A 21,626-nucleotide genomic window follows, 5' to 3' on the forward strand; every position below is an offset into this window, starting at 1 on the left:
TCCGTACGTCCCCACCCCACCCAGCTCGAGTGGTCACTTCCGTACGTCCCCACCCCACCCAGCTCGAGTGGTCACTTCCGCGCGTACGGAATCGACCACTCGACGGGTCACCCAGCTCGAGTGGTCACTTCCGTACGCCCCCTCCCACCCCACCCAGCTCGAGTGGTCACTTCCGTACGCCCCCTCCCACCCCACCCAGCTCGGGTGGTCACTTCCGCGCGTACGGAATCGACCACCCGGAGGGCGGTGGGAGGTGGCATACGTCGTCGGGACGATTGGTCGCCCAGGCGCTACTTGAACGGCACATGAACTCTGACGACAATCGCCCCACGGGGCCATAGGGTTGCGCTGTGAGCGACCGGCCCCTCCACACCGCCGTCGACACCCCGCAGGTCATCGTCGTCACGGGCGTCATGGCCGCCGGCAAGTCGACCGTCTCCCAGCTCCTCGCGGAGCGCTTCCTGCGCGCGGTGCACCTGCGCGGCGACGAGTTCCGCCGCGTCGTCGTCCGTGGCCGAGTCGACATGTCACCGCACGGCGACCCCGAGGCCGAGCGGCAGCTCGCCCTGCGTCACGCGATCACGGCCCACTCGGCCAACGAGTACGCCGCGGCCGGCTTCACGGTCGTCGTGCAGGACCTCTTCGTCGGCGCGAGCCTCCAGCCGTTCCTCGACCAGCTGACGGCCCGGCCGCTCAGCCTCGTCATGCTCGCGCCCGATGTCGGCACCGTCATGCGACGCGAGTCCGAGCGCGTGAAGGTCGGCTACGGAGACCTGTGGTCCATCCGCGACTTCGACCACAAGGTGCGCACCGAGACCCCGCACATCGGGCTGTGGCTCGACAGCTCGCAGCAGACGCCCGAGGAGACCGTCGACGAGATCGTCGCGCGCCTGCCCGAGGCAAGGATCGGCTGACGTGTCGGCGCTGACCATCGGCCAGGTGGCCGAGCGCACCGGGGCCGCCACCTCGGCCCTGCGCTACTGGGAGGACCTCGGCCTCATCAGCTCCGTCCGCACGACCGGCAACCAGCGGCGCTACGAGCGGGCCACGATCCGGCGCGTCTCGTTCATCCGGGCGGCCCAGCGGGTCGGCCTGTCCCTCGACGAGATCGGCGCCGCGCTGGCGACGCTGCCCGACGGCCGCACGCCCACCGCGAACGACTGGGCCCGGTTGTCACGCGCGTGGCGGTCCCGGCTCGACGAGCAGATCCGGCGCATCGAGAAGCTGCGTGACCAGCTCGACTCGTGCATCGGCTGCGGCTGCCTCAGCCTGCGCACCTGCGCACTGAACAACCCGTCTGACGTGCTGGCCGACCACGGCCCGGGCGCCGTCCTCCTCGAACCCTGACGGCTCTTCCCGCGAAGCCCTTGCGCCACAGCGTGAGAGGCCCCGCCGTCCACGTGGACGGCAGGGCCTCGCGCTCTGCTGCGACGATCAGTCGGCCGTCGGGTCGGCCGGCGTGGCCGAGTCCGGCGCGGGCACGCCGGGGCCGCCGGCAGGGCCGGGCGCAACCGCGCCGACGCCCGCGAGCTCCGGTAGGCCGCCGGGCCCGCCGGGTGCGCCGGCCGCCTCGTCGAGGTCGGCTGCGGCACCTGAGAACTGGGCGGCATACAACGTGGCATACGCGCCTTCGACCGCGAGCAGCTCGGCATGCGAGCCCTGCTCGACGATGCGGCCCTCCTCCATGACGAGGATGAGGTCGGCGTCGCGGATCGTCGAGAGACGGTGCGCGATGACGAAGCTCGTCCGGTCGGAGCGGAGCGCCGCCATGGCGTGCTGCACGAGCAGCTCGGTACGCGTGTCGACCGAGCTCGTCGCCTCGTCGAGGATGAGCAGCGCCGGGTCGGTCAGGAACGCGCGCGCGATGGTGATGAGCTGCTTCTCGCCGGCGGAGATGTTGGACGCCTCGTCGTCCAGCACCGTGTCGTAGCCGTCGGGCAGCGAGTGCACGAAGCGGTCGACGTAGGTCGCCTTCGCCGCAGCCATGACCTCCTCGTCGCTGGCGCCCGGGCGGCCGTACGCGATGTTGTCGCGGATCGTGCCGCCGAAGAGCCACGTGTCCTGCAGCACCATCCCGATGCGCGAGCGCAGGTCGTGACGGGTCAGGTCGCGGATGTCGACGCCGTCGAGCGTGATGCGCCCGCCGTCGAGCTCGTAGAACCGCATGATGAGGTTGACGAGCGTCGTCTTGCCGGCACCGGTCGGGCCCACGATGGCGACGGTCTGCCCCGGGCTGACCGACAGGTCGAGGTCCTCGATGAGCGGCTTGTCGCGCGTGTAGGAGAACGCGACACCCTCGAAGGCCACCGCGCCGTGCGGGTCCTCGATCGTCGTGGGCGACGCTGCGTCGCGCTCCTGCTCGTCGGCGTCGAGCACCTCGAAGACACGCTCCGCCGAGGCCACTCCGGACTGGAGCACATTGGCCATCGACGCGACCTGCGTCAGCGGCTGCGTGAACTGCCGGGAGTACTGGATGAACGCCTGGACGTCACCGAGGCTCATCGTGCCGGACGCCACCCGCAGGCCACCGACGACGGCGATCGCGACGTAGTTGAGGTTCCCGACGAACATCATGACCGGCATGATGATGCCGCTGATGAACTGCGCGCCGAACGCGGCCCCGAAGAGCTCGTCGTTCTTCTCCTTGAAGTTCGCCTCGGTCTCCTTCTGGCGGCCGTAGACCTTGACGAGGCCGTGGCCGGTGAAGGTCTCCTCCACGATGCCGTTGAGCTCGCCGGTGTTGCGCCACTGCTGGACGAAGAGCTTCTGCGAGCGCTTGGCGATGAGGCTCGTGACGACGATCGAGATGGGGATCGTCACGAGCGCGATGAGCGCGAGCAGCCACGAGATCCAGAACATGATGCCGAGCACGGCGACGACGGTGAGCAGCGAGTTGAGCAGCTGCGAGAGCGTCTGCTGGAGCGACTGGCCCACGTTGTCGATGTCGTTGGTGACGCGGCTCAGCAGCTCACCGCGCGGCTGGTTGTCGAAGTAGGGCAGCGGCAGCCGGTTGAGCTTGGCCTCGACCTCCTGGCGGAGGTCGTACATCGTCTTCTGCAGGACGCCCTGGAGGATCCAGCCCTGGATCCACATGAGCAGGGACGCCGCGACGAAGAGCCCGACGACGATGAGCAGCACGTGCCCGACCGCATCGAAGTCGATGCCCCGGCCCGGCACGAAGTCCACGTTGCCCAGCAGGTCGGCGTACGTGGTCTGGCCGCGGTCGCGCAGACCCTGGATGACCTGCTGCTTCGTCGTGCCCGGCGGCGCCTTGATCGAGCTGCCGATGGCGCCGGCGAAGATGAGGTCGGTCGCCCGGCCGAGGATCTTCGGCCCGATCGAGCTGAGCACGACGCTCGCGACGGCGAGCACGAGCACGACGATGACCTTCGCACGGTGCGGGCGCAGCCGCCCGATGAGGCGCTTGGCAGACGGCCCGAAGTTGAGCGACTTCTCGCCCGGCTGACCCAGCTGCATGTGCGGCGGGCCGCCGCGCCGGACCGGTCCGCGCCGGCTCTCCGCGGCCTTCTCCTCGGCCGTCTTCACTCCCTCGGCCATCAGGCCGCCTCCTCCGCGCTGCGCTGGGACTCGACGATCTCCTGGTAGGTCTCGCAGGAGAGGGCGAGCTGGTCGTGCGTGCCCTGACCGACGATGCGTCCGTCCTCGAGCACGATGATGTGGTCGGCATCGACGATGGTCGACACGCGCTGGGCCACGATGACGACGGTGGCCGCGGACGTGGCGGGGCGCAGCGCCCGGCGCAGCCGGGCGTCGGTCGACAGGTCGAGGGCCGAGAACGAGTCGTCGAAGAGGTAGATGTCGGGCCGCTTGACGATCGCCCGGGCGATGGCGAGTCGCTGGCGCTGGCCACCCGAGACGTTGGTGCCGCCCTGGGCGATCGCCGAGTCGAGGCCGCCCATGGCCTGGACGAAGTCCTGCCCCTGCGCGATCCGCAGGGCGTCCCAGAGCTCGTCGTCCGTGGCCTCGGGGTTGCCGTAGCGCAGGTTGGAGGCGACGGTGCCGCTGAAGAGGTAGGGCTTCTGCGGGACTAGCCCGATCCTGCCCCACAGCGCGTCGAGCTCGAGGTCGCGCACGTCGACCCCGCCGACGCGGACCTTGCCCTTCGAGGCGTCGAACAGGCGCGGCACGAGCCCGAGGAGCGTCGTCTTGCCGGCGCCGGTCGAGCCGATGATCGCTGTCGTGCGGCCCGGCTCGGCGCTGAAGGTGACGTCGTGCAACACGGCGGCCTCGGCGCCCGGGTAGTGGAAGTCGACGCCTGAGAGCTCGAGACCGGCGGCAGCGGCCGGCATAGGCAGGGGCTGGACGGACTCGACGACCGTGGACTCGGTGCCGAGGACCTCCTGGATGCGGCCTGCCGAGACCGCCGCACGGGGGATCATCGTGGCCATGAAGGTCGCGAACATGACGGCCATGAGGATCTGGACGAGGTAGGACAGGAACGCCGTCAGCTCGCCGATCTGCATGTCGCCCGACGCGATGCGGTGACCGCCGAACCACATGACAGCCACGGTCGAGAGGTTGAAGATGAACATGACGATCGGGAAGACGAGAGCCATGAGCCGCCCGACCTGTAGGCCCGCGTTGGTGAGCTGCCCGTTGGCGTCGGCGAAGCGGGCCTCCTCGTGCTCCTCGCGGACGAAGGCGCGAACGACCCGGATGCCGGTGATCTGCTCACGCATGACGCGGTTGACGCCGTCGAGCGAGGTCTGCATCCGCCCGAACCACGGCACCATCCGCGAGATGACGAGGCCGACGGCGAGCCCGAGGAGCGGCACGGCCACGCCGACGAGCCACGAGAGGCCGACGTCCTCGCGCAGCGCCATGATGATGCCGCCGACCATCATGATCGGGGTCGACACGAGCATCGCGAAGGCCATGAAGACGACCATCTGCACCTGCGTGACGTCGTTGGTGTTGCGCGAGATGAGGGTTGGCGCGCCGAAGCGGGTCACCTCCTGCGCCGAGAAGTCGACGACCTTGCCGAAGACGCTGCCGCGGACGTCTCGGCCCATTCCCATCGCGACCCTCGCCGCGAGGAACGTCGCCGCCACGGACGCGGCTATCTGCACGAGGCTGACGACGAGCATGACCCCGCCGTGGCTGACGATGAAGCCGGTGTCGCCCTTCGCCACGCCTTCGTCGATGATCTCGCCGTTGAGGCTCGGCAGGTAGAGCGAGGCCATCGTGCTGACGAGCTGGGCCAGCACGATGAGCACGATCTGGCCCCGGTAGGGGCCCAGATGACTGCGGAGCAGCCGGATCAACATGTGGTGCCTTTCGGTGGGTGGTGTCGCAAGGGACGTTAGGGACTCACGTGGGGTGAGGGTCAATGGGTTTGTCGCGTATGCCGGGTGGCGGCCTGCGCGGCCGCGGCCCGGTCGTGCACCCGATCGTGCGCCCGGCTGGGCTCAGGGCCGGGCTGGTCGGCCGCCAGCGACGCCGGGTCGCCGCCGAGCTGCTCGTAGAGGTCGGTGACGGACAGGCCGCTCTCGGTCGACCGTGGCCGCCGCACGAGGCCGTAGAGGACGGTGTCGACGATCTCGTCGGGCGTCAGGGTGTTGCCGTCGGCGATGCCGGGGTGGCTGCCCGAGAAGCAGAGCAGCCGGATGCGGTGCACGACGTCCCGGGTCGGCACGACGAAGTCTTCGGCGCTGTCGAGCAGGAGCGCGTGGATGGTGTCGAGCAGCGGCTGGTGTGCCTCGGTGTGGTCGTGGCCCTCGTCCGAGGCGCCGCGCAGGTGGCGGCCGGCCGCGTAGCAGGCGAGGTGCGGTCCGCGGTTCGGCGGCTGGGTGAGGCCGAGGGCCGACATGAGCCCGAAGACCTCCGTGAACCGCTGTTGCATGATCGTGGTGAACGCGACGAGCCGGTCGCGCACCGAGAGGTCGTCGCCGATCGCGGCGATCGAGCGACGCACCGGGGCCGGGCAGAACGCGACCTGGACGGCCTCCTCCTGGAGCGCGTCCTTGGTCGCGAACGCGCGGAAGATCGTGCCCTCGGCCACCCTGGCCTCCCGGGCGATCTCGCTCGTCGTCGGTGGGCGCCCCTCGCGGTGCGCTAGATCGAGGAAGACGGCGATCAGCGCGTCGCGCCGGTCGTCCGGATGCATGGGGGCGGCCCGCCCCGCTCGTTGTGCCACCCGCCCATCATGAATGAGTGAGCACTCACTCACAAGTCGTTTACGCCGACGACGTGCCCGCCAACTCAGCCAGGGCGCTGCTCGCGCGGTCGAACCAGGGTCGAGGGACCGCGCCAACTCGGCCGTGGCGCAGTTGCCGCGGTCAGATGAGCAGGCCGTCGGCGACGAGGTCGCGCAGCTGCGGCACGACCTCGGCGCGCACCTGCTCCGGGTCGAGCTCGAGCACGGTCGCGATGGCGTCGAGCGCGGCCCGCGCTGTCAGCTCGCCGTCCGCGACGCCGACGTACGCCGCGAGCAGCGTCCCGGCGCGCACGACACGTCCGAGCCCACCGCCCTGGCGGACGAGGATGACGCTCGGGTCCTCGGCGCCGGGCCGGGCGTGCCGCTCCTCGGTCACGTCGGGGGCGCACGACCAGGCGACGTCGAGCAGCTCGTCGTCCGAGTGCTCGGCGAGCCACGTGCGGGCCCGCAGCCCCGCGTCGACGACGGGACCCATCGGTGTCGCGACCGGGCCGGGCGCCTCGTCGAGCGATCGCCACGTCGGCCGGTCCGTGGCCGGGCGCTGGAGGGTGACCACGCCGAAGCCGACCTCCTCGACGTCTCGTGCGGCGAAGTCGCGCAGCCAGGCGGCATACATCCTCGAGTGGGCCTCGCTGCCGGGTTGCGCACCTCCGTCGCGGGCCCAGAGCTCAGCGTACTGGGCCGGGTCCTGCGACTCGCGCTGCACGACCCAGGCGTCGAGGGCCACGCCGTCGCGGGCCTGTTCGTCGAGCCACTCGGCCCAGACGTCGCGCCACGTGCGACCGGCCGGCACCTCCCAGTTGCCGAGGAACTGGGCGACGCCGCCAGGCTCGAGCACGGTGCCGACCTGGCGCACGAGCGAGCGCACGAGCGTGTCGCCGGCACGCCCGCCGTCGCGGTACTCGTAGAGCGGGAGGCCCTCGTCGCGTGGTGTGATGACGAACGGCGGGTTGCTGACGACGAGCGAGAACCGTTGTCCGGCAACGGGATCGAGCAGGTCGCCCGCGACCAGCTCGAACGCCGGGGGCGCAGTGGCCCCGCCAGCCGCGAGCGCGAGGTTGAAGGCGGCATACGCGAGGGCCCGCTCGGAGATGTCCGTCGCGACGATGGTGCGGGCGTGCCCGCTCAGGTGAAGCGCCTGGACTCCGCAACCGGTGCCGAGGTCGAGCGCGCGCTCGACGGGTCGGCGGACGGTCCACGTCGCGAGGGTCGTCGAGGCGCCGCCGATACCGAGGACGTGGTCGGCGCGCAGCGGGCCGCCGAGGGCGAGCTCGGAAAGGTCTGAGGCGACCCACCAGTCGTGGGCGTCGTCGCCGTACGGACGCAGGTCGCACGTCGCGAGGGCCGTGCGCGAGGGCGGCTCCCAGCGGTCCGGGACGAAGCCGGCGCGGCCGCTCTCGAGCCGCACGAGGCCGAGCGCCACGGCGCCCTCGACCCCGAGGGTCGGCAGTGCGTGTGCGAGCGCGGACGCCTGGACCGGACGGCCGAGGGTGAAGAGACGCACGAGGATGCCGCACGAGTCAGGATCCGACCCGTCGACCGACTCAGTGGCGAGCAGCGCCGGGAGCGACTGCTCCCGGTGCAGGGCCGCCGCAGCCACGGGCCCGAGCCTTGCGGCGACGCCGTCGACGGTGAAGCCGGCCGCGGCGAGGTCGGCGCGCAGCAGCCCGACGAGCCGATCGTCGACGACGGGCGTGTCGCTCAGGACCCCTCGCCCGATGCGGCAGGCGTCTCGCTCGCGGCGAGCGCGGTCTCGAGGTCGGGGTGGATCTCGAAGACCTTGTCGAGGCCGGTGATCGAGAAGACCTTGAGGACCCGGTCGTCCTTGCCGACGAGGCGCATCGAGCCACCCCGACTGCGGGTCAGCTTGAGGCGACCGACGAGGACCCCGAGCCCCGTCGAGTCGAGGAAGGTGACCTCCGTGAGGTCGACGATGAGCTGGGTGCGCCCGCTCTGGATCTGCTCGTCGAGCTTCTCGCGGACGAGCGGTGCGGTGTAGACGTCGATCTCGCCGCCGAGGTGGACCACGGTCTGGTCGCCATGGTCGGCTCGGGTGATCGAGAGATCCACCTGTGCCCCTTCCTGATTCCCACACGTTTCCACACATTGTCGCGGGTCGTGGCCGAAACGGCTCGGCGGCGGCATCCCGGGAGCGGAGGCCTGACCGAACACCGTCGGTCACGAATCCCCTCGCGTGACTGACCGCGGAGTAACATGCCCCGCACGTCGGTTACCGTACCCCGACGGCATACGGTTGCTCCACATGAACGGCGAGCCAGCGCCCACCGACACCGTGCCGGGAAGGTCCGACCACGGCTCGCCGGACGCCGCCCGCGGGCACGGCGGGGAGCACGGCCAAGGGCACGGCCCGGAGTACGGCCAGGAGGGCGATCGCGAGCGCTCTGCGCACCCCTCTCCCGAGGACCTGCTGCGCCTCCTCGTCGGCGACCACCCCGAACGGCTCGTCCACGTCCACGAGGAGCCCGCGCGCCCGGCGCGGCACGCCGGCTGGCCGGACTGGGTCGACCCGACCCTGCTCGGCGCGCTGCTCGGCTCGGGCATCGAGGCGCCGTGGTCGCACCAGGTCGAGGTGGCCGAGGCCGCGCACGCGGGCAGGCACGTCGTCGTCAGCACGGGGACGGCGTCGGGCAAGAGCCTCGGCTACCACCTGCCCATCCTCACCGACCTGGTCTCGGGTGCCAGTGCGCCGAACGGCCGCGGTGCGACGGCGCTCTACCTCTCGCCCACGAAGGCCCTGGCCGCCGACCAGCTGACCCGGATCGACCGCCTCGCGCTGCCCGCGGTCCGGCCCGCGACCTACGACGGCGACACGCCCACCGACGAACGCCGGTGGATCCGCGACCACGCCAACCTGGTGCTCACCAACCCGGACCTGCTCCACCACTCGCTGCTGCCCGGGCACGAGCGGTGGAGCTCGTTCCTGCGGGCCCTGCGCTACGTCGTCGTCGACGAGTGCCACGTCTACAAGGGCGTCTTCGGCGCCCACCTGGCGGCCGTGCTGCGTCGCCTGCGCCGCGTCGCCGCGCGCTACCGCTCGGAGCCGACGTTCGTGTTCGCGAGCGCCACCGTCGCCGACCCCGAGCAGCACGCGTCACGCCTGCTCGGTATGCCGGTCCACCCGGTCACCCTGGACGGGTCCCCCCGGGCGTCGATGACGTTCGCACTGTGGGAGCCGCCGCTGCTCGTCGACGAGACCGGGCAGCCCCGGCGGGTCAGCACGATCACCGAGACGGGCGAGCTGCTCGCGGCCTGCGTGCGCGAGAAGGTGCAGACCGTCGCGTTCGTGCGGTCGCGGGCGGGGGTCGAGGTCGTGGCGCGGATCGCCCGCGAACGCGTGTCCGTGACCGACGAGTCGCGGGTCGCGGCCTACCGCGGCGGCTACCTGCCGGAGGAGCGCCGCGAGCTCGAGAAGGCGCTGCGGTCCAAGGAGCTGCTCGGCCTCGCGGCGACGAACGCCCTCGAGCTCGGCGTCGACGTCAGCGGGCTCGATGCCATCCTGCTCGCGGGATGGCCGGGCACGCTGTCGTCGTTGTGGCAGCAGGCCGGACGCGCCGGACGGTCCGGCGAGCGATCGCTCGCGGTCCTCGTGGCCGCCGACGACCCGCTCGACACGTACGTCGTGCACCACCCCGAGGCGATCTTCGGCCGAGGCATCGAGGCGACCGTCGTCGATCCCGACAACCCCCACGTCCTCGCACCCCATCTCGCGGCAGCCGCCGCGGAGCTGCCCGTCACCGAGGCCGACGTCGCCGTCTTCGGGCCGCAGACCCGGTCCCTGCTCGACGCGCTCGTGGGCCGCGGCATCCTCAAGAAGCGGCCCCGCGGCTGGTTCTGGGGACGGGAGGGCCGGCCGGCCGACCACCTCTCGCTGCGCGGCGCGGGCGAGCCCGTCCGGATCATCGAGACCCGGACCGGGCGCGTCGTCGGCACCGTCGACGACGCGGCGGCGCACTCGCAGGTCCACACCGGCGCCGTCCACCTCCACCAGGGGCAGACGTGGGTCGTCACGGAGCTGGACCTCGACGACCACGCGGCCTTCGCGGTGCGCGGCGACCCCGGCTGGACGACCCAGGCACGGTCGGTCAGCGACTTCCAGATCATGCACGAGGTCGAGCACGCGGAGTGGGGACCACTGCGCTGCTCCTTCGGGCACGTCACCGTGCGCAACCAGGTCACCTCGTTCCTGCGGCGGCTCCCCGGCGGCGAGGTGCTCGGCGAGCACCCGCTCGACCTGCCTGCACGGTCGCTCGCGACGAAGGCCGTGTGGTGGACGATGCCCGTCGAGGAGCTGGCTGCTGCCGGCGTGGAGGAGGACGGCATACCCGGGGCGGCGCATGCGGCCGAGCACGCGGCCATCGGCATGCTGCCGCTCTTCGCGACGGCCGACCGGTGGGACATCGGGGGTGTCTCCACCGCGCTGCACCCGGACACGGGCCTGCCGACGATCCTCATCTACGACGGGCACCCGGGCGGTGCGGGCTTCGCCGAGCGCGGCTACCGTCGGGTGCACGCCTGGCTCGCCGCCACGCGCGAGGCGATCGAGTCGTGCGAGTGCGCGACCGGCTGCCCTTCCTGCATCCAGTCGCCGAAGTGCGGCAACGGCAACGAGCCGCTCGACAAACGCGGCGCCGTGGCGCTGCTCGACCTCACGCTGCGGCACGCCGGCTCGTCGCAGCAGCGCCCACCGGGAGCGGAGCGGCAGTCATGAGCCGGCGACGACCGGAGGGACGGCACGGACGGCCCGCGCGCGGCCGCGACGTGTCGGGATCACGCCCGCCTCATCCTCGAGATGCGACGGATCCGGTTGCGCCCGAAGGGTCGTCGCGTCCGTCGGCGGACCCGGGGGCGCTGGCTCGAGCCCTGGGCGGTCAGGACAGGCCGGCGCCCACGACTGTCGTCCGGGGCACCCTGCGTCGGGTCGAGGTGGAGTCGCAGCCGCTCGTGCTGGACGACGATGACGGGACGACGTGGGAACTGCTCTTCCCGGCCGGGTGGTCGGTGGAGACCGAGCCCGGGGCGCGGGTGACCGTGGCCGGCGACCCGGCCCCGGACGTCGCGACGACGTCCGGGGCCGGGCCCGTGCTGCGAGTGCGATCGCTGTCGCGAGGTGACTGATCGGCTGTGACTCATCGGCGGCAGGTGAGCGGCGCCGCTGGGTGAGCGTGGCGGGACCACACTCTGAGACATAAGCGGCCGTTATTTGACCGGTAACCTCGCGCTATTCGAAACTCCCATGCAACAGATAGGAAAGCATCCGCTTCTCCCCTGGGCACGGCGCCGCGCGACCGTGCACCTCCACGTCGTCTCACCCCTCAGGAGCCCCTCCATGCGACGCCCAGCCATCGCCCTCGCCGCCATCGCCGTCACTGCGACCCTTGGCCTGACGGCGTGCGCCGGCGGGGGCGCGAGCGACACCGTGGCGGCCCCGGGATCCGACTCCTCCAGCGCTACGAGCACGATCAACCTCTACGCGTACGCCGTCCCCAAGGTGGGCTTCGACGCCGTCATCCCGGCCTTCCAGAAGACCGCCGCCGGCAAGGGCGTCCAGTTCCAGCAGAGCTACGGCGCCTCGGGCGACCAGAGCCGCAAGGTCGCCGCGGGCGCCGAGGCCGACTTCGTCAACTTCTCGGTCGAGCCCGACGTCACCCGTCTCGTCGACGCGGGACTCGTCGACCCGAGCTGGAACGCCAACGAGCACAAGGGAATCCCGTTCGGCTCGGTCGTCACGATCGTGGTGCGCAAGGGCAACCCCAAGGGCATCAAGGACTGGGACGACCTCCTCAAGCCGGGAGTCGAGGTCGTGACGCCCAACCCGTTCTCGTCGGGCTCGGCCAAGTGGAACCTCCTCGCCCCGTATGCGGCCAAGAGCAACGGCGGGGCCGACAAGGCGGCCGGGCTCGCGTACGTCAGAGCCCTCGTGTCGGACCACGTCAAGATCCAGCCCAAGTCGGGCCGTGAGGCGACGGAGGCGTTCCTGCAGGGCAGCGGCGACGCGCTCCTCAGCTATGAGAACGAGGCGCTCTTCATCGAGAAGAACGGCGACCCGGTGCAGCACGTGACCCCGCCGACCACCTTCAAGATCGAGAACCCCGCCGCCGTGCTCAAGGGCAGCGAGAACCTGAAGGCGGCCACGGCCTTCAACACCTACCTCTACACGCCTGAGGCGCAGAAGCTGCTCGCCGAGGCCGGTTTCCGACCGGTCGACACCACGGTCGCCAAGGAGTTCGCCTCGAAGTTCCCGGCCCCGACCAAGCTCTGGACGATCGCCGACCTCGGTGGCTGGAAGAGCGTCGACGGCACGCTCTTCAAGAAGGACGTGGGCGACATCGCCAAGATCTACGACCAGGCCACGCAGTGACGGCCGAGACCGACCAGCAGCGCAGGGGAGCCGCCGACGCGGCGCCCCTGTCGCCGCGTCCGGGGTCGGACGGGGCGGGCGCAACCGACGCCGCCGAGCTGACGCGCCGAGACGGCACACGCCCTGAGGACGACCGGCCGGTCGGTCACGACGGGCACCCGGGTCACGGCTCACCCGAGCCGCGCCGGCGGCGGCTCCCGCGCATCGGCGTGGCCCAGCCTCTGGGTATCGGCGTCGTCACGCTCTGGCTCAGCGTCATCGTGCTGCTGCCCCTCGCAGCGCTCACCGCCGCATCCTTCGGCGAGGGACTCTCGGGCCTCTGGGACGCCGTCACCGCGCCGTCCGCGATCGCGGCGCTCTGGGTGACCGTCCTCGTCTCGGCGATCGTGGCCGTCGTCAACGCCGTGCTCGGCACCCTCGTCGCATGGGTGCTCGTGCGCGACGAGTTCCCGGGCAAGCGCGTCGTCAACGCGCTCATCGACCTGCCGTTCGCGCTGCCGACGATCGTGGCGAGCATCGTGCTGCTGTCCCTCTACGGCCCGAACAGCCCGATCGGCCTGCAGCTCAACGCAACCCGCTGGGGCCTCGTCGTGGCACTGCTCTTCGTCACACTTCCGTTCGTCGTCCGCTCGGTGCAGCCCGTGCTCATCGAGGCCGACCGGGAGGTCGAGGAGGCCGCGGCGTCCCTCGGCGCCTCGAACTGGACGACCTTCCGCCGGATCGTCCTGCCGACGCTCGCGCCGGCCATCCTCGGCGGCACCGGCCTCGCGTTCGCGCGGGCCATCGGTGAGTACGGCTCGGTCGTGCTCATCGGCGGCGACATCCCGCGTGAGACCCAGGTGGCCTCGCAGTACATCCAGCAGCAGATCGAGATCGACCGGCCGCTCAACGCTGCAGCCGTCTCGGTGGCGCTCCTCGCGATCGCCTTCCTGACGCTCCTGCTGCTGCGCGTCCTGTCGAGCCGCACCCAGCGACGTGAGGAGCGTGACGTATGAGGGTCTCCCGAGCCACCCGCCTGTCGCTGCGCCTCGTCGCGCTCGGCTACCTCTTCGTGCTGCTCGCCGTGCCGATCGGCGTCATCCTGTGGCGCTCGTTCTCGCCCGGCCTGTCCGAGTTCATCGCCTCGGTGTCGACGCCCGCAGCGCGGTCGGCGATCAACCTGTCGCTGCTCATCGTCGTCATCGTCGTCCCGCTCAACGTCGTCTTCGGCATCGCCACAGCCCTCGCCCTCGTGCGCGGGCGCTTCCGGGGTCGCGGTCTGCTGCAGGCGGTCGTCGACCTGCCCTTCGCCGTCTCCCCCATCGTCGTCGGCGTCGCGCTCATCATGCTGTGGGGTGCCGGCGGCTGGTTCGGCGCGCTCGACCAGGCCGGGCTCAAGGTGATCTTCGGACTGCCCGGCATGGTGATCGCGACGATCTTCGTGACCCTGCCGTTCGTCGTGCGCGAGGTCGAGCCGGTGCTCCACGAGATCGGCCAGGAGCAGGAGCAGGCCGCCTCCACGCTCGGAGCGAACCGCTGGCAGACGTTCTGGCGGATCACGCTGCCGGCGATCCGCTGGGGCCTGACCTACGGCGTCGTCCTCACCGTCGCGCGCGCCCTCGGCGAGTTCGGCGCCGTGATCATGGTGTCGTCGGGCTTCCCCGGCGTCTCGCAGACGCTGACGCTCCTCGTGCACTCGCGCTACATCGACGACCACAACACGTACGGCGCGTATGCCGCCGCCACCCTCCTCATGGGCATCGCGCTCGTCGTGCTGCTGCTCATGACCCTGCTCGACCGCAAGAGGAGCGACCGATGATCACCGTGACCAGCGCCCGCAAGAACTACGGCTCGTTCGCCGCGCTCGACGACGTCAGCCTCGACATCCCGAGCGGGTCGCTCACCGCCCTGCTCGGCCCGAGCGGGTCGGGCAAGTCGACGCTGCTGCGCTCGATAGCGGGCCTCGAGGGGCTGGACTCGGGGACCGTGACGATCCAGGGCCGTGACGTGACGAACGAGCCGCCGCAGCGGCGCGGCATCGGCTTCGTCTTCCAGCACTACGCGGCGTTCAAGCACATGACGGTGCGCGACAACGTGGCCTTCGGCCTGACGATCCGCAAGCGCCCCAAGGCCGAGACCGACAAGAAGGTCGACGAGCTGCTCGAGATCGTCGGCCTCGAGGGCTTCCGCCACCGCTACCCGGCGCAGCTTTCCGGCGGCCAGCGCCAACGCATGGCCCTGGCCCGGGCGCTCGCCGTCGACCCGCAGGTGCTCCTGCTCGACGAGCCGTTCGGGGCCCTCGACGCCAAGGTGCGCACCGACCTGCGCCAGTGGTTGCGGCGGCTGCACGACGAGGTGCACGTGACGACGGTCCTCGTGACGCACGACCAGGAGGAGGCCCTCGACGTCGCGGACCGGATCGCCGTGCTCAACAAGGGACAGATCGAGCAGGTCGGCGACCCGGTCACTCTCTACGAGCGTCCGGCGAACGACTTCGTCATGGGTTTCCTCGGCTCGGTCGCGCGGCTCGGCGGCCAGCTCGTGCGACCCCACGACATCGCCCTCGAACGCGACCGCACCACGGCTCTCGCGAACGACGCCAAGGTGCCCGACTCACCGGGCGTCATCGACGCCGTGGTCGAGCGCGTCGTCCCCCTGGGGTTCGAGGTGCGTGTCGACCTGCGCGCCGACTCGGGCGAGCGCTTCGCCGCGCAGATCACCCGCCGCGACGCAGCCGAGCTCCAGCTGCGTGAGGGCGAGACGATCCACGCGCGCGCCATCGGCCGCTCGAGCGTCGTGGACGTCGACCCGGCGCTCGCCATCTGACCTCCCGTCAACGTGGTCCGACTGGCGTGAGACCAGCCGCCCCTGCCGAGGCGGGACGGCATAACGTGTGCCGTGAACTGGGGCGGCGAGGGGACGACACCTCGCCGCCCCAGTCCGTCGCCCCGCCCTCAGCTCGTCGAGTGGGCACGTCGCACTCGCCTGACGACCGGTGGAAGCTGCCCACCCGACGTGGGTGGTCGCCGGGTACGGCAGACTGCACGCGTGGACATCTCGGCACGCGTCGATTACGCGGTACGCGCGATGCTCATCCTCGCCGAGGCAGACGAGCAGGGATCGGGCCCCGTCAGCATCGACACGCTCTCGACGCGGCAGGAGCTGCCGCGCAAGTTCCTCGAGGCGATCTTCGCCGACCTGCGCCGCGCCGACCTCGTCCTCAGCCGACGCGGCGCGCGAGGCGGCTACGTGCTGGGCCGCGAACGTGCGCGGATCAGCGTCGGCGACGTCTTCCGCGCCGTCGACGGACCACTCGCGGAGGTCCGCGGCCTGCGTCCGCACGAGACGGCATACGAGGGCGTCGCCACGCACCTGCCGAGCCTGTGGGTGGCCGTGCGGGCGAGCTTGCGCGAAGTGCTCGATGAGACGTCGCTCGACGACCTGCTCACCGGCGACCTGCCCGACCGGGTGCGCCAGCTGCTCACCGTGCCCGACGCCTGGCAGAACCGCTGATCCGTGTGGTGACGGCTTGCTCAGGGCTGCCCACGTCATGAGGGCTCGGGGCCGGCCCTGGAACGGGCTGAGGCCGGCCGCGGCCAGAGCGCCGCATCGACGGACACAAGGACCGTGACGATGGCATCCCCTGACGAACACCCTTGCAGGGCAGCGCCGTTCGCGCGGGCGACTCGGCCCGCCACAGTACACGCGCGGCCGCCGTCGGCGCCGTCCTGAAGCACCGCGGCACCTGCGAGAGCGGCGAGGTCGCCGGCCACCCGGGCGCGGTGGCTCGCGACGACTGCCGAGGCGATGACCAGGGCGCCGGCCGTCAGCACGAGCAGGGCCGCGACCAGGCCGACGACGAGCACCGTCGCCGCACCACGGTCACGCACCCGGCACCGGAGCCCTCGCTGCCGCAGCTGGGTCACCGCGGCCCTCCGGCCGCTGTCGACTCAACGGGCGTCACGGCCGAGGCAGTGAGCGTCCACGAGGGGAGTACCCCGCCCCAGCCGCCCGTTCGGGCGGTGACGGTGACGCGGACCCCGCCCCCGACGCCGGCGATGGCGATCTCCGCGGCCCGAGGTGCAGCCGCGGCAGCCAGCGCCCGCACCCTCGCGGGGTCGTCTCCGCGTGCGGCGGCCCGACCGGCGACGCGCGCGGCATCGACGCACCGGATCTGGTCGACCCCGGCGCCGACGGCGACGAGACACAGGGCCAGGACGAGCACCACCGACGGGATGGCGACGGCGAGCTCAGCCGTCACCATCCCGCGTTCGCGAGCGTGTCGGCTCCGGTGCTGGGCCAGGGTCACCCCGCGATGCCGAGTGCGCTCTGGACGATGCCCGCCAATGTGGATCGGACCGCGTCGGACTTGACGACACCGAGCAGCACGAGGGCGAACGTGCATGCCGCCATGATGCCGACTGCGTACTCCGCCGTCGTCATGCCGACGTCGCGCCTCCGTGCGACGAGTCCGGTCAGTCTGTGGGTCAGTCGGTGGCTCGGTCGGTGGGTCAGTCTGCGGGTCATGGTCTCTCCTTTGTCCTGCCCGAGCGGGGTGCCCGGGTCGTCGATGGCCTCGGCTCGTGCCTGAGGTCGTGAGCGAGGTGTCGCGAGCGGGTCGTCGGGCGCCTGGCCCCAGTGCACGGAGGCCCGGCGAGGGGTGTCGGCGAGGGGGTGTCGGTGACCGTTCGCCCATGGGGCGTGCAGGCCGCGCTGACACCGACGGCTCTTGGACGGGCTCATGAACGCGCTCTTGCGTGGGCTCATGCACGCCCCTCGAGCAGGTCGCCGGCCAGCGCGATGACGAGGGGTGCGACGGTCGTCAGGCAGAACGCTGGGAGCAGCACCAGGCCGAGGGGCGCGACGAGCCGCACGCCGACCTTGGCGCCAGAGACCTCGAGTCGTTCGAGCTCGGCCGCGCGCAGGTCGTCGGAGGCGGCGAGCAGCATCGGCCCCGGCGGCACGCCGGCCTGGTGGGCCACGGCGACGGCGCGGGCCGCCGGCGCCCAGGTGGCTCCGACACAGGCCCAGGCCTCGTTCTCGGTCGCGCCCCAACGCAGTGCCGTGGCGACCTGCCGGAGGTCGGTCGCAGGTGCCCCGTCAAGACCATCGGCCACGGCCTCGAGCACGTCCCAGGTGGGCAGCCCGGAGCGGTAGCCCAGTGCGAGCAACGCGAGGGCGGACCCGACCTCGGACTCGTCGGCATGCCGACCCGATGCGACGGGCCGGTCCCCCACCACCCCCGTGAGCCCCGGCCTCGTCAGCGCCGCCGCCCCCGGCGTTCGGCCCGCCGAGCCACCCTGAGAAGCAGGGCCGCGGAACCAGCGCGCGAATGGCCCGCTGCGCCGGTGTCGGCGCGGCTCCTCGCCCGGCGGTTGAGGTGCGGGGTGCGCGATGTGTGGGTCCACCTGGTCGACGCCGTGACGGGGACCGCCGGGCAGCAGGTACACGGCGAAGGCCACGAGCAGTGCGGCAACGACGCCGGTCATGGCCGCACCGCGGAACGGATCATCCTCCGACACCAGGCCCGGCCGGCCCACCCCAGGGTGATGCCGGACGCCGCCGAGATCGTCGCGACGGGCGAGCCGAGGTAGAGCGTGACCGGGTCGATGCCGCAGGCCATCCCGAAGAGAGGACCGGTGAGCGGCAGCACGGTGAGCACCGTGACGGTCGCACGCGGGCCGGCGACCGCGACCGCCACCTTGCCGCGACGTGCCCTGGCGTCGAGCAGGCCGCGGACAGCGCGGTCGACTGCGGAGGCGAGCGGCGCGCCGGTCCTCTCGGACAGCCGCCACGCAGCCGCGACAAGCCGCAACTCGGCCGAGGCGCTGCGCTGCGCCCACTCCGCCCAGATCGGTGACAGGGGTTGGGCGTGCTCCGCCACGTGGAGAAGCTGCCCGACGAGCAGGTCGATGTCCTGCCCGGCCGAGGCGCCACGGGCGGTGGTCCGACGACGGCGCGCGAGCACAGCTTGGCGCGCGAGGGCTACCCGGTCGGGACCGAGGCCCGACGTCGCGGCCAGGTCGATCGCCCGGCTCGGTGTCAGGCCCGACTCGAGGCCGGGCGCGATCCCTCGCAACAGGTCGAGGACGTCGTCGACCAGTTCGCCGGGTCGGCGACGCAGCCGCCACCGGCGGTAGAGGTCGACCGGGTCCTGCTGCCACAGGCTCGGCGTCTGCTCGCGCTCGTCGCCGGCAGGATGCGACACCGACCCGCCCGGAAACGCACCGTTCTTCGTCTGCCCGGCCGTGGTCTGCCCGGCCGCGTCCTGCCAGTTCGAGGTATGCCGCTCCGAAGGCCCGAGGACGGCTGGGGAAGGAACCCGCGAGGTCCGGGGCCAGACGACCACCGCAACGCCCACGAGCAGTGCTGCGACCGCCCCCGAGGCCATGGCACTCACGACGCCTCCGCGGCCGCCGGCCGAGGGGCGGCCGCCGGGCCGCTCACGACCGAGGGCAGATCGGCACCGAGGCCCAGGCGAGCCGCGAGCGCCGGCCACGCCACCTCGGTGCGCGGCGCGCGTCCGGGCCCGCCCCACTCCAGGGCGGGCACGACGCGGGGAACGCCGTCACGGCGGAAGACCGCCGCGACCGAGGCGACCCGGCGGGCACCCTTCTCGCGAGCGAGGTGCACGACGAGGTCGACGGCCGCCGAGAGCTGCACGCGGACCGCCTCGGGAGCCATTCCGGCGAGCGCGCCGAGGGCCTCGAAGCGGGCGACGACGTCGTCCGGGGCGTTCGCGTGCACGGTGCCGCAGCCGCCCTCGTGGCCGGTGTTGAGGGCCGCGAGGAGCTCGCGGACCTCCGCTCCTCGCACCTCCCCGACGACGATGCGGTCGGGTCGCATGCGCAGCGCCTGCCGGACGAGCGTCGTCAGGGTGACCTCGCCGGCGCCCTCGACGTTCGCCGGGCGAGCCTCCAGGCGGACGAGGTGCGGGTGGTCGACGCTCAGCTCGCGGACGTCCTCGACGACGAGCAGCCGCTCGACCGGGTCGATGCACCCGAGCAGCGCAGCGAGGAGCGTCGTCTTGCCCGCGCCGGTGCCACCTGACACGACGAACGCCAGCCGGTGCCGGACCACTGCCCGAAGCACGGGCACCCACTCGGCCGGGACCATCCCGCGGTCGCAGAGCTCCGACAGGGACACGGGCTCCACCGGCGGCACGCGGATCGTGATGTGCGGGCCGCCCTCGACGAGCGGCGGCAGCATCGCATGCAGCCGGGCTCCCGAGGGCAGCTGGCCGTCGACCCACGGACTCGCCTCGTCGAGCCGGCGCCCCGCGATGCCTGCGAGCCGGACCGCGAGGGCCCGTGCGTCGTCGGGCTCGATGCGTTCGCCGACCGACTCCATGCCGTGGCCGCGGTCGATCCACACCCGGCCGTCACCGTTGACGGCGATGTCGGTGACGCCCGGCTGGGTCAGCCACGGGTCGAGCGGGCCGGCTCCGAGCACCCGCGCGGCCAGCGCAGAGCGGGTCGCGGCCACGCGGTCGGCTCCGAGGGCTCCGTGCTCCTGCGCGGCCACTCCGGCGACCGCGTCGCCGTCGGGGCTGACGCCGTCGCGCACGCGTTGCCACATGGCGGAGGTGAGCGTCATCGCCACCACCCGGAGCCACCACGGCCAGCCCCTTCCACGCCGCGGTTCACGCCGCGGTTCACGCCGCGGTTCACGCCGCGGTTCACGCCGCGACCGCCTGGCTCGTGATGCGGACCAGGATCTCGTCTCCCGCTCGGACGACCTCGCCGCGGCCCCTGACACCGGGCGGTAGTCCCTCGGCGACCTCGGCGGCGAGGCGCCGGTCGTCGCCGACCGTCGCGACGAGCGGCACGTCGAGCTCGTCCATGACGAGGTCCTCGAGGTCGGGCTCCACGCGGTTGCCGCGCAGGACGACCCACGGCTCGATGGGCAGCAGCGGCTCGTGCTCCCACGCACGGCCGGCGTCGCGCAGACCCGCCAGGACCTGCCGCACGCCGCTGACTACGCCGGATGCCGCGGCCAGCTGTGGCACCTGGACCCCGGCCACGACGACGAGGGCGTCGACGAGCAGAGCGACCGAGGCCAGCACCGCGACGTCGCGGGGCAGGTCGAGGACGGTCAGGTCGTGCGCGTCCGCGAGGCCTGCGACGACGTCGGGCAGAGTCTCCAGCCACGGGCCGTCCGTGCCGTCACCGGGGCTCGTGGGACCCCCGGATGCCGCCCAGCCGGCGCCGCCGCCTCCCGACAGGACCGGCACACCGCACGCCACCGGCAGCTCGGCCGCGAGCCCGCCGCCGTCGACGACGCCGGCGACCCCGGCGAGCTCGGGCCAGCGCCAGCCCGGCTCCTGCTCCAGCCCGAAGACGACGTCGAGGCGCCCGGAGAGCCGGTCGAGGTCGACGGCCACGGCTGAGCGGCCGGCTGCCGCGGCACGAACGGCCACAGCGGCCGCGAGGGTCGAGGACCCGACCCCACCCGAGGCGGGCATGAAGGCGATGACGTTTCCCATGCGCCCACCGTCACGCAGCGTCGAGAGCCCGCCCAGCGGCATACGCCCAGCGGTGGACAACGGCGCCGGCAGCGGCGCAGGTGTGGACAACCGAGCCCATCATCGGCGGCGCCCACGGCCGGCTGGTGAAGCCCCCGAACGCGTTGGTGGCCTCCGTCCGGGGGAAGACGGAGGCCACCTCACGAGACTGGCACCGGGGGGGAGGAGCCAGATCGCGCGGTGCTCGACCCCAAGGGGGAGCACCACCCACAATCGTGGACGCTCGCCCTTCGGAATGCAAACCCAGATGTCACGACACGCAGCGATTTGTCGGCATCCGTCCCGATACGTCCCGAGTGTCCGTCATGGACACGCCGACGATTCCGTAGACCAGTGCGCCGGACCGGGAAAGGAGAGGCCCCTCGACCGTGGGTCGAGGGGCCTCCAGAGAAGTACCGGGCTACCAGGCGTGCAATCTCAAAGTGTCGCCCCGGTTGTGCGCCCGGGGGTGGACGGTTCCAAGGGAACTGCTCTCGCGTGGGTACTCGGCATCTTCTCGAGGAGTTCTGTCTTGCGTGGATCCGGCCTACGCCTCACGGCGATGTGGTTCCTGTGTCCGTTGTACT

22 protein-coding genes are annotated in these 21,626 nt (G+C 72.1%); 9 read left to right on the top strand and 13 right to left on the bottom strand.

Annotation, left to right across the window (positions count from 1 at the left end):
- The first annotated feature begins 350 nt into the window (after positions 1-350).
- On the top strand, positions 351-914 hold the full coding sequence (locus H9I49_RS14215; RefSeq protein WP_188031000.1) for an AAA family ATPase: 564 nt from the start codon (positions 351-353) through the stop codon (positions 912-914).
- A gap of 1 nt (position 915) precedes the next feature.
- Positions 916-1,347, top strand: a complete 432-nt coding sequence (gene soxR / locus H9I49_RS14220; protein ID WP_188031001.1) for a redox-sensitive transcriptional activator SoxR — start codon at positions 916-918, stop codon at positions 1,345-1,347.
- Positions 1,348-1,434: 87 nt separating this feature from the next.
- On the opposite strand, the gene H9I49_RS14225 is transcribed toward soxR, so the two are convergent.
- The 5 genes from H9I49_RS14225 to H9I49_RS14245 form a co-directional block, all read right to left on the bottom strand.
- Positions 1,435-3,558 (bottom strand): ABC transporter ATP-binding protein, encoded by a 2,124-nt coding sequence (locus tag H9I49_RS14225; RefSeq protein ID WP_188031002.1) that lies wholly within the window; start codon positions 3,556-3,558, stop codon positions 1,435-1,437.
- Positions 3,558-5,288, bottom strand: coding sequence for an ABC transporter ATP-binding protein (locus H9I49_RS14230; RefSeq protein ID WP_188031003.1), 1,731 nt, complete (start codon positions 5,286-5,288; stop codon positions 3,558-3,560). The genes H9I49_RS14225 and H9I49_RS14230 overlap by 1 nt, the downstream gene beginning before the upstream one ends.
- Before the next feature lie 59 nt (positions 5,289-5,347).
- Entirely contained in the window at positions 5,348-6,157 is an 810-nt protein-coding gene (locus tag H9I49_RS14235; protein WP_370587577.1) for a TetR/AcrR family transcriptional regulator, read from the bottom strand.
- Between the two features lie 142 nt (positions 6,158-6,299).
- The gene (locus H9I49_RS14240; RefSeq protein ID WP_255523999.1) at positions 6,300-7,883 is read right to left on the bottom strand and encodes a methyltransferase; all 1,584 of its coding nucleotides are present in this window, start codon (positions 7,881-7,883) and stop codon (positions 6,300-6,302) included.
- Positions 7,880-8,248 (bottom strand): anti-sigma factor antagonist, encoded by a 369-nt coding sequence (locus H9I49_RS14245; protein ID WP_188031247.1) that lies wholly within the window; start codon positions 8,246-8,248, stop codon positions 7,880-7,882. The genes H9I49_RS14240 and H9I49_RS14245 overlap by 4 nt, the downstream gene beginning before the upstream one ends.
- Before the next feature lie 193 nt (positions 8,249-8,441).
- Here H9I49_RS14245 and H9I49_RS14250 point away from each other — a divergent pair, with 193 nt between their 5' ends.
- The 7 genes from H9I49_RS14250 (at position 8,442) to H9I49_RS14280 (ending at position 16,049) form a co-directional block, all read left to right on the top strand.
- Positions 8,442-10,907 (top strand): DEAD/DEAH box helicase, encoded by a 2,466-nt coding sequence (locus tag H9I49_RS14250; protein WP_255523935.1) that lies wholly within the window; start codon positions 8,442-8,444, stop codon positions 10,905-10,907.
- Between the two features lie 233 nt (positions 10,908-11,140).
- Positions 11,141-11,314, top strand: a complete 174-nt coding sequence (locus H9I49_RS14255) for a hypothetical protein (protein ID WP_188031004.1) — start codon at positions 11,141-11,143, stop codon at positions 11,312-11,314.
- 211 nt (positions 11,315-11,525) lie between these two features.
- Complete coding sequence (locus H9I49_RS14260) at positions 11,526-12,557, top strand: sulfate ABC transporter substrate-binding protein (RefSeq protein WP_188031005.1); 1,032 nt, start codon at positions 11,526-11,528, stop codon at positions 12,555-12,557.
- Positions 12,554-13,552, top strand: coding sequence for a sulfate ABC transporter permease subunit CysT (gene cysT / locus H9I49_RS14265; protein WP_370587578.1), 999 nt, complete (start codon positions 12,554-12,556; stop codon positions 13,550-13,552). The genes H9I49_RS14260 and cysT overlap by 4 nt, the downstream gene beginning before the upstream one ends.
- On the top strand, positions 13,549-14,355 hold the full coding sequence (gene cysW, locus H9I49_RS14270; RefSeq protein ID WP_188031006.1) for a sulfate ABC transporter permease subunit CysW: 807 nt from the start codon (positions 13,549-13,551) through the stop codon (positions 14,353-14,355). The genes cysT and cysW overlap by 4 nt, the downstream gene beginning before the upstream one ends.
- Positions 14,352-15,362, top strand: a complete 1,011-nt coding sequence (locus H9I49_RS14275; protein WP_188031007.1) for a sulfate/molybdate ABC transporter ATP-binding protein — start codon at positions 14,352-14,354, stop codon at positions 15,360-15,362. Before cysW ends, H9I49_RS14275 begins: the two co-directional genes overlap by 4 nt.
- 222 nt (positions 15,363-15,584) lie before the next feature.
- Positions 15,585-16,049: an Rrf2 family transcriptional regulator gene (locus H9I49_RS14280; RefSeq protein WP_188031008.1), complete on the top strand. Its 465-nt coding sequence runs from the start codon at positions 15,585-15,587 to the stop codon at positions 16,047-16,049.
- 35 nt (positions 16,050-16,084) lie between these two features.
- Here H9I49_RS14280 and H9I49_RS14285 read toward each other — a convergent pair whose 3' ends face one another.
- The 8 genes from H9I49_RS14285 to H9I49_RS14320 form a co-directional block, all read right to left on the bottom strand.
- Complete coding sequence (locus H9I49_RS14285) at positions 16,085-16,462, bottom strand: Rv3654c family TadE-like protein (protein WP_188031009.1); 378 nt, start codon at positions 16,460-16,462, stop codon at positions 16,085-16,087.
- Entirely contained in the window at positions 16,459-16,800 is a 342-nt protein-coding gene (locus H9I49_RS14290; protein ID WP_188031010.1) for a TadE family type IV pilus minor pilin, read from the bottom strand. Before H9I49_RS14290 ends, H9I49_RS14285 begins: the two co-directional genes overlap by 4 nt.
- Positions 16,801-16,841: 41 nt before the next feature.
- A complete protein-coding gene (locus H9I49_RS14295) occupies positions 16,842-17,063 on the bottom strand; it encodes a DUF4244 domain-containing protein (protein ID WP_188031011.1) in 222 nt (73 codons plus the stop codon).
- A gap of 236 nt (positions 17,064-17,299) precedes the next feature.
- The gene (locus H9I49_RS14300; RefSeq protein WP_188031012.1) at positions 17,300-18,025 is read right to left on the bottom strand and encodes a type II secretion system F family protein; all 726 of its coding nucleotides are present in this window, start codon (positions 18,023-18,025) and stop codon (positions 17,300-17,302) included.
- Complete coding sequence (locus H9I49_RS14305; RefSeq protein WP_188031013.1) at positions 18,022-18,936, bottom strand: type II secretion system F family protein; 915 nt, start codon at positions 18,934-18,936, stop codon at positions 18,022-18,024. The genes H9I49_RS14300 and H9I49_RS14305 overlap by 4 nt, the downstream gene beginning before the upstream one ends.
- Positions 18,933-20,132: a TadA family conjugal transfer-associated ATPase gene (locus tag H9I49_RS14310; protein ID WP_188031014.1), complete on the bottom strand. Its 1,200-nt coding sequence runs from the start codon at positions 20,130-20,132 to the stop codon at positions 18,933-18,935. Before H9I49_RS14310 ends, H9I49_RS14305 begins: the two co-directional genes overlap by 4 nt.
- Before the next feature lie 82 nt (positions 20,133-20,214).
- Entirely contained in the window at positions 20,215-21,021 is an 807-nt protein-coding gene (locus H9I49_RS14315; protein WP_188031015.1) for a hypothetical protein, read from the bottom strand.
- A gap of 10 nt (positions 21,022-21,031) precedes the next feature.
- Positions 21,032-21,199: a hypothetical protein gene (locus tag H9I49_RS14320; protein ID WP_188031016.1), complete on the bottom strand. Its 168-nt coding sequence runs from the start codon at positions 21,197-21,199 to the stop codon at positions 21,032-21,034.
- Between the last annotated feature and the right edge of the window lie 427 nt (positions 21,200-21,626).

It is taken from the genome of Terrabacter sp. MAHUQ-38 (assembly GCF_014518425.1).
Taxonomy (GTDB): domain Bacteria; phylum Actinomycetota; class Actinomycetes; order Actinomycetales; family Dermatophilaceae; genus Terrabacter.

Excerpts from the sequence above, each read along its gene's own strand:
- H9I49_RS14225 (WP_188031002.1), bottom strand. The coding sequence starts at position 3,558 with ATGGCCGAGGGAGTGAAGACGGCCGAGGAGAAGGCCGCGGAGAGCCGG.
- H9I49_RS14230 (WP_188031003.1), bottom strand. The coding sequence starts at position 5,288 with ATGTTGATCCGGCTGCTCCGCAGTCATCTGGGCCCCTACCGGGGCCAG.
- H9I49_RS14250 (WP_255523935.1), top strand. The coding sequence starts at position 8,442 with ATGAACGGCGAGCCAGCGCCCACCGACACCGTGCCGGGAAGGTCCGAC.
- H9I49_RS14260 (WP_188031005.1), top strand. The coding sequence starts at position 11,526 with ATGCGACGCCCAGCCATCGCCCTCGCCGCCATCGCCGTCACTGCGACC.
- cysW (WP_188031006.1), top strand. The coding sequence starts at position 13,549 with ATGAGGGTCTCCCGAGCCACCCGCCTGTCGCTGCGCCTCGTCGCGCTC.
- H9I49_RS14275 (WP_188031007.1), top strand. The coding sequence starts at position 14,352 with ATGATCACCGTGACCAGCGCCCGCAAGAACTACGGCTCGTTCGCCGCG.
- H9I49_RS14290 (WP_188031010.1), bottom strand. The coding sequence starts at position 16,800 with ATGGTGACGGCTGAGCTCGCCGTCGCCATCCCGTCGGTGGTGCTCGTC.
- H9I49_RS14295 (WP_188031011.1), bottom strand. The coding sequence starts at position 17,063 with ATGACCCGCAGACTGACCCACCGACCGAGCCACCGACTGACCCACAGA.
- H9I49_RS14300 (WP_188031012.1), bottom strand. The coding sequence starts at position 18,025 with ATGACCGGCGTCGTTGCCGCACTGCTCGTGGCCTTCGCCGTGTACCTG.
- H9I49_RS14310 (WP_188031014.1), bottom strand. The coding sequence starts at position 20,132 with ATGACGCTCACCTCCGCCATGTGGCAACGCGTGCGCGACGGCGTCAGC.
- H9I49_RS14315 (WP_188031015.1), bottom strand. The coding sequence starts at position 21,021 with ATGGGAAACGTCATCGCCTTCATGCCCGCCTCGGGTGGGGTCGGGTCC.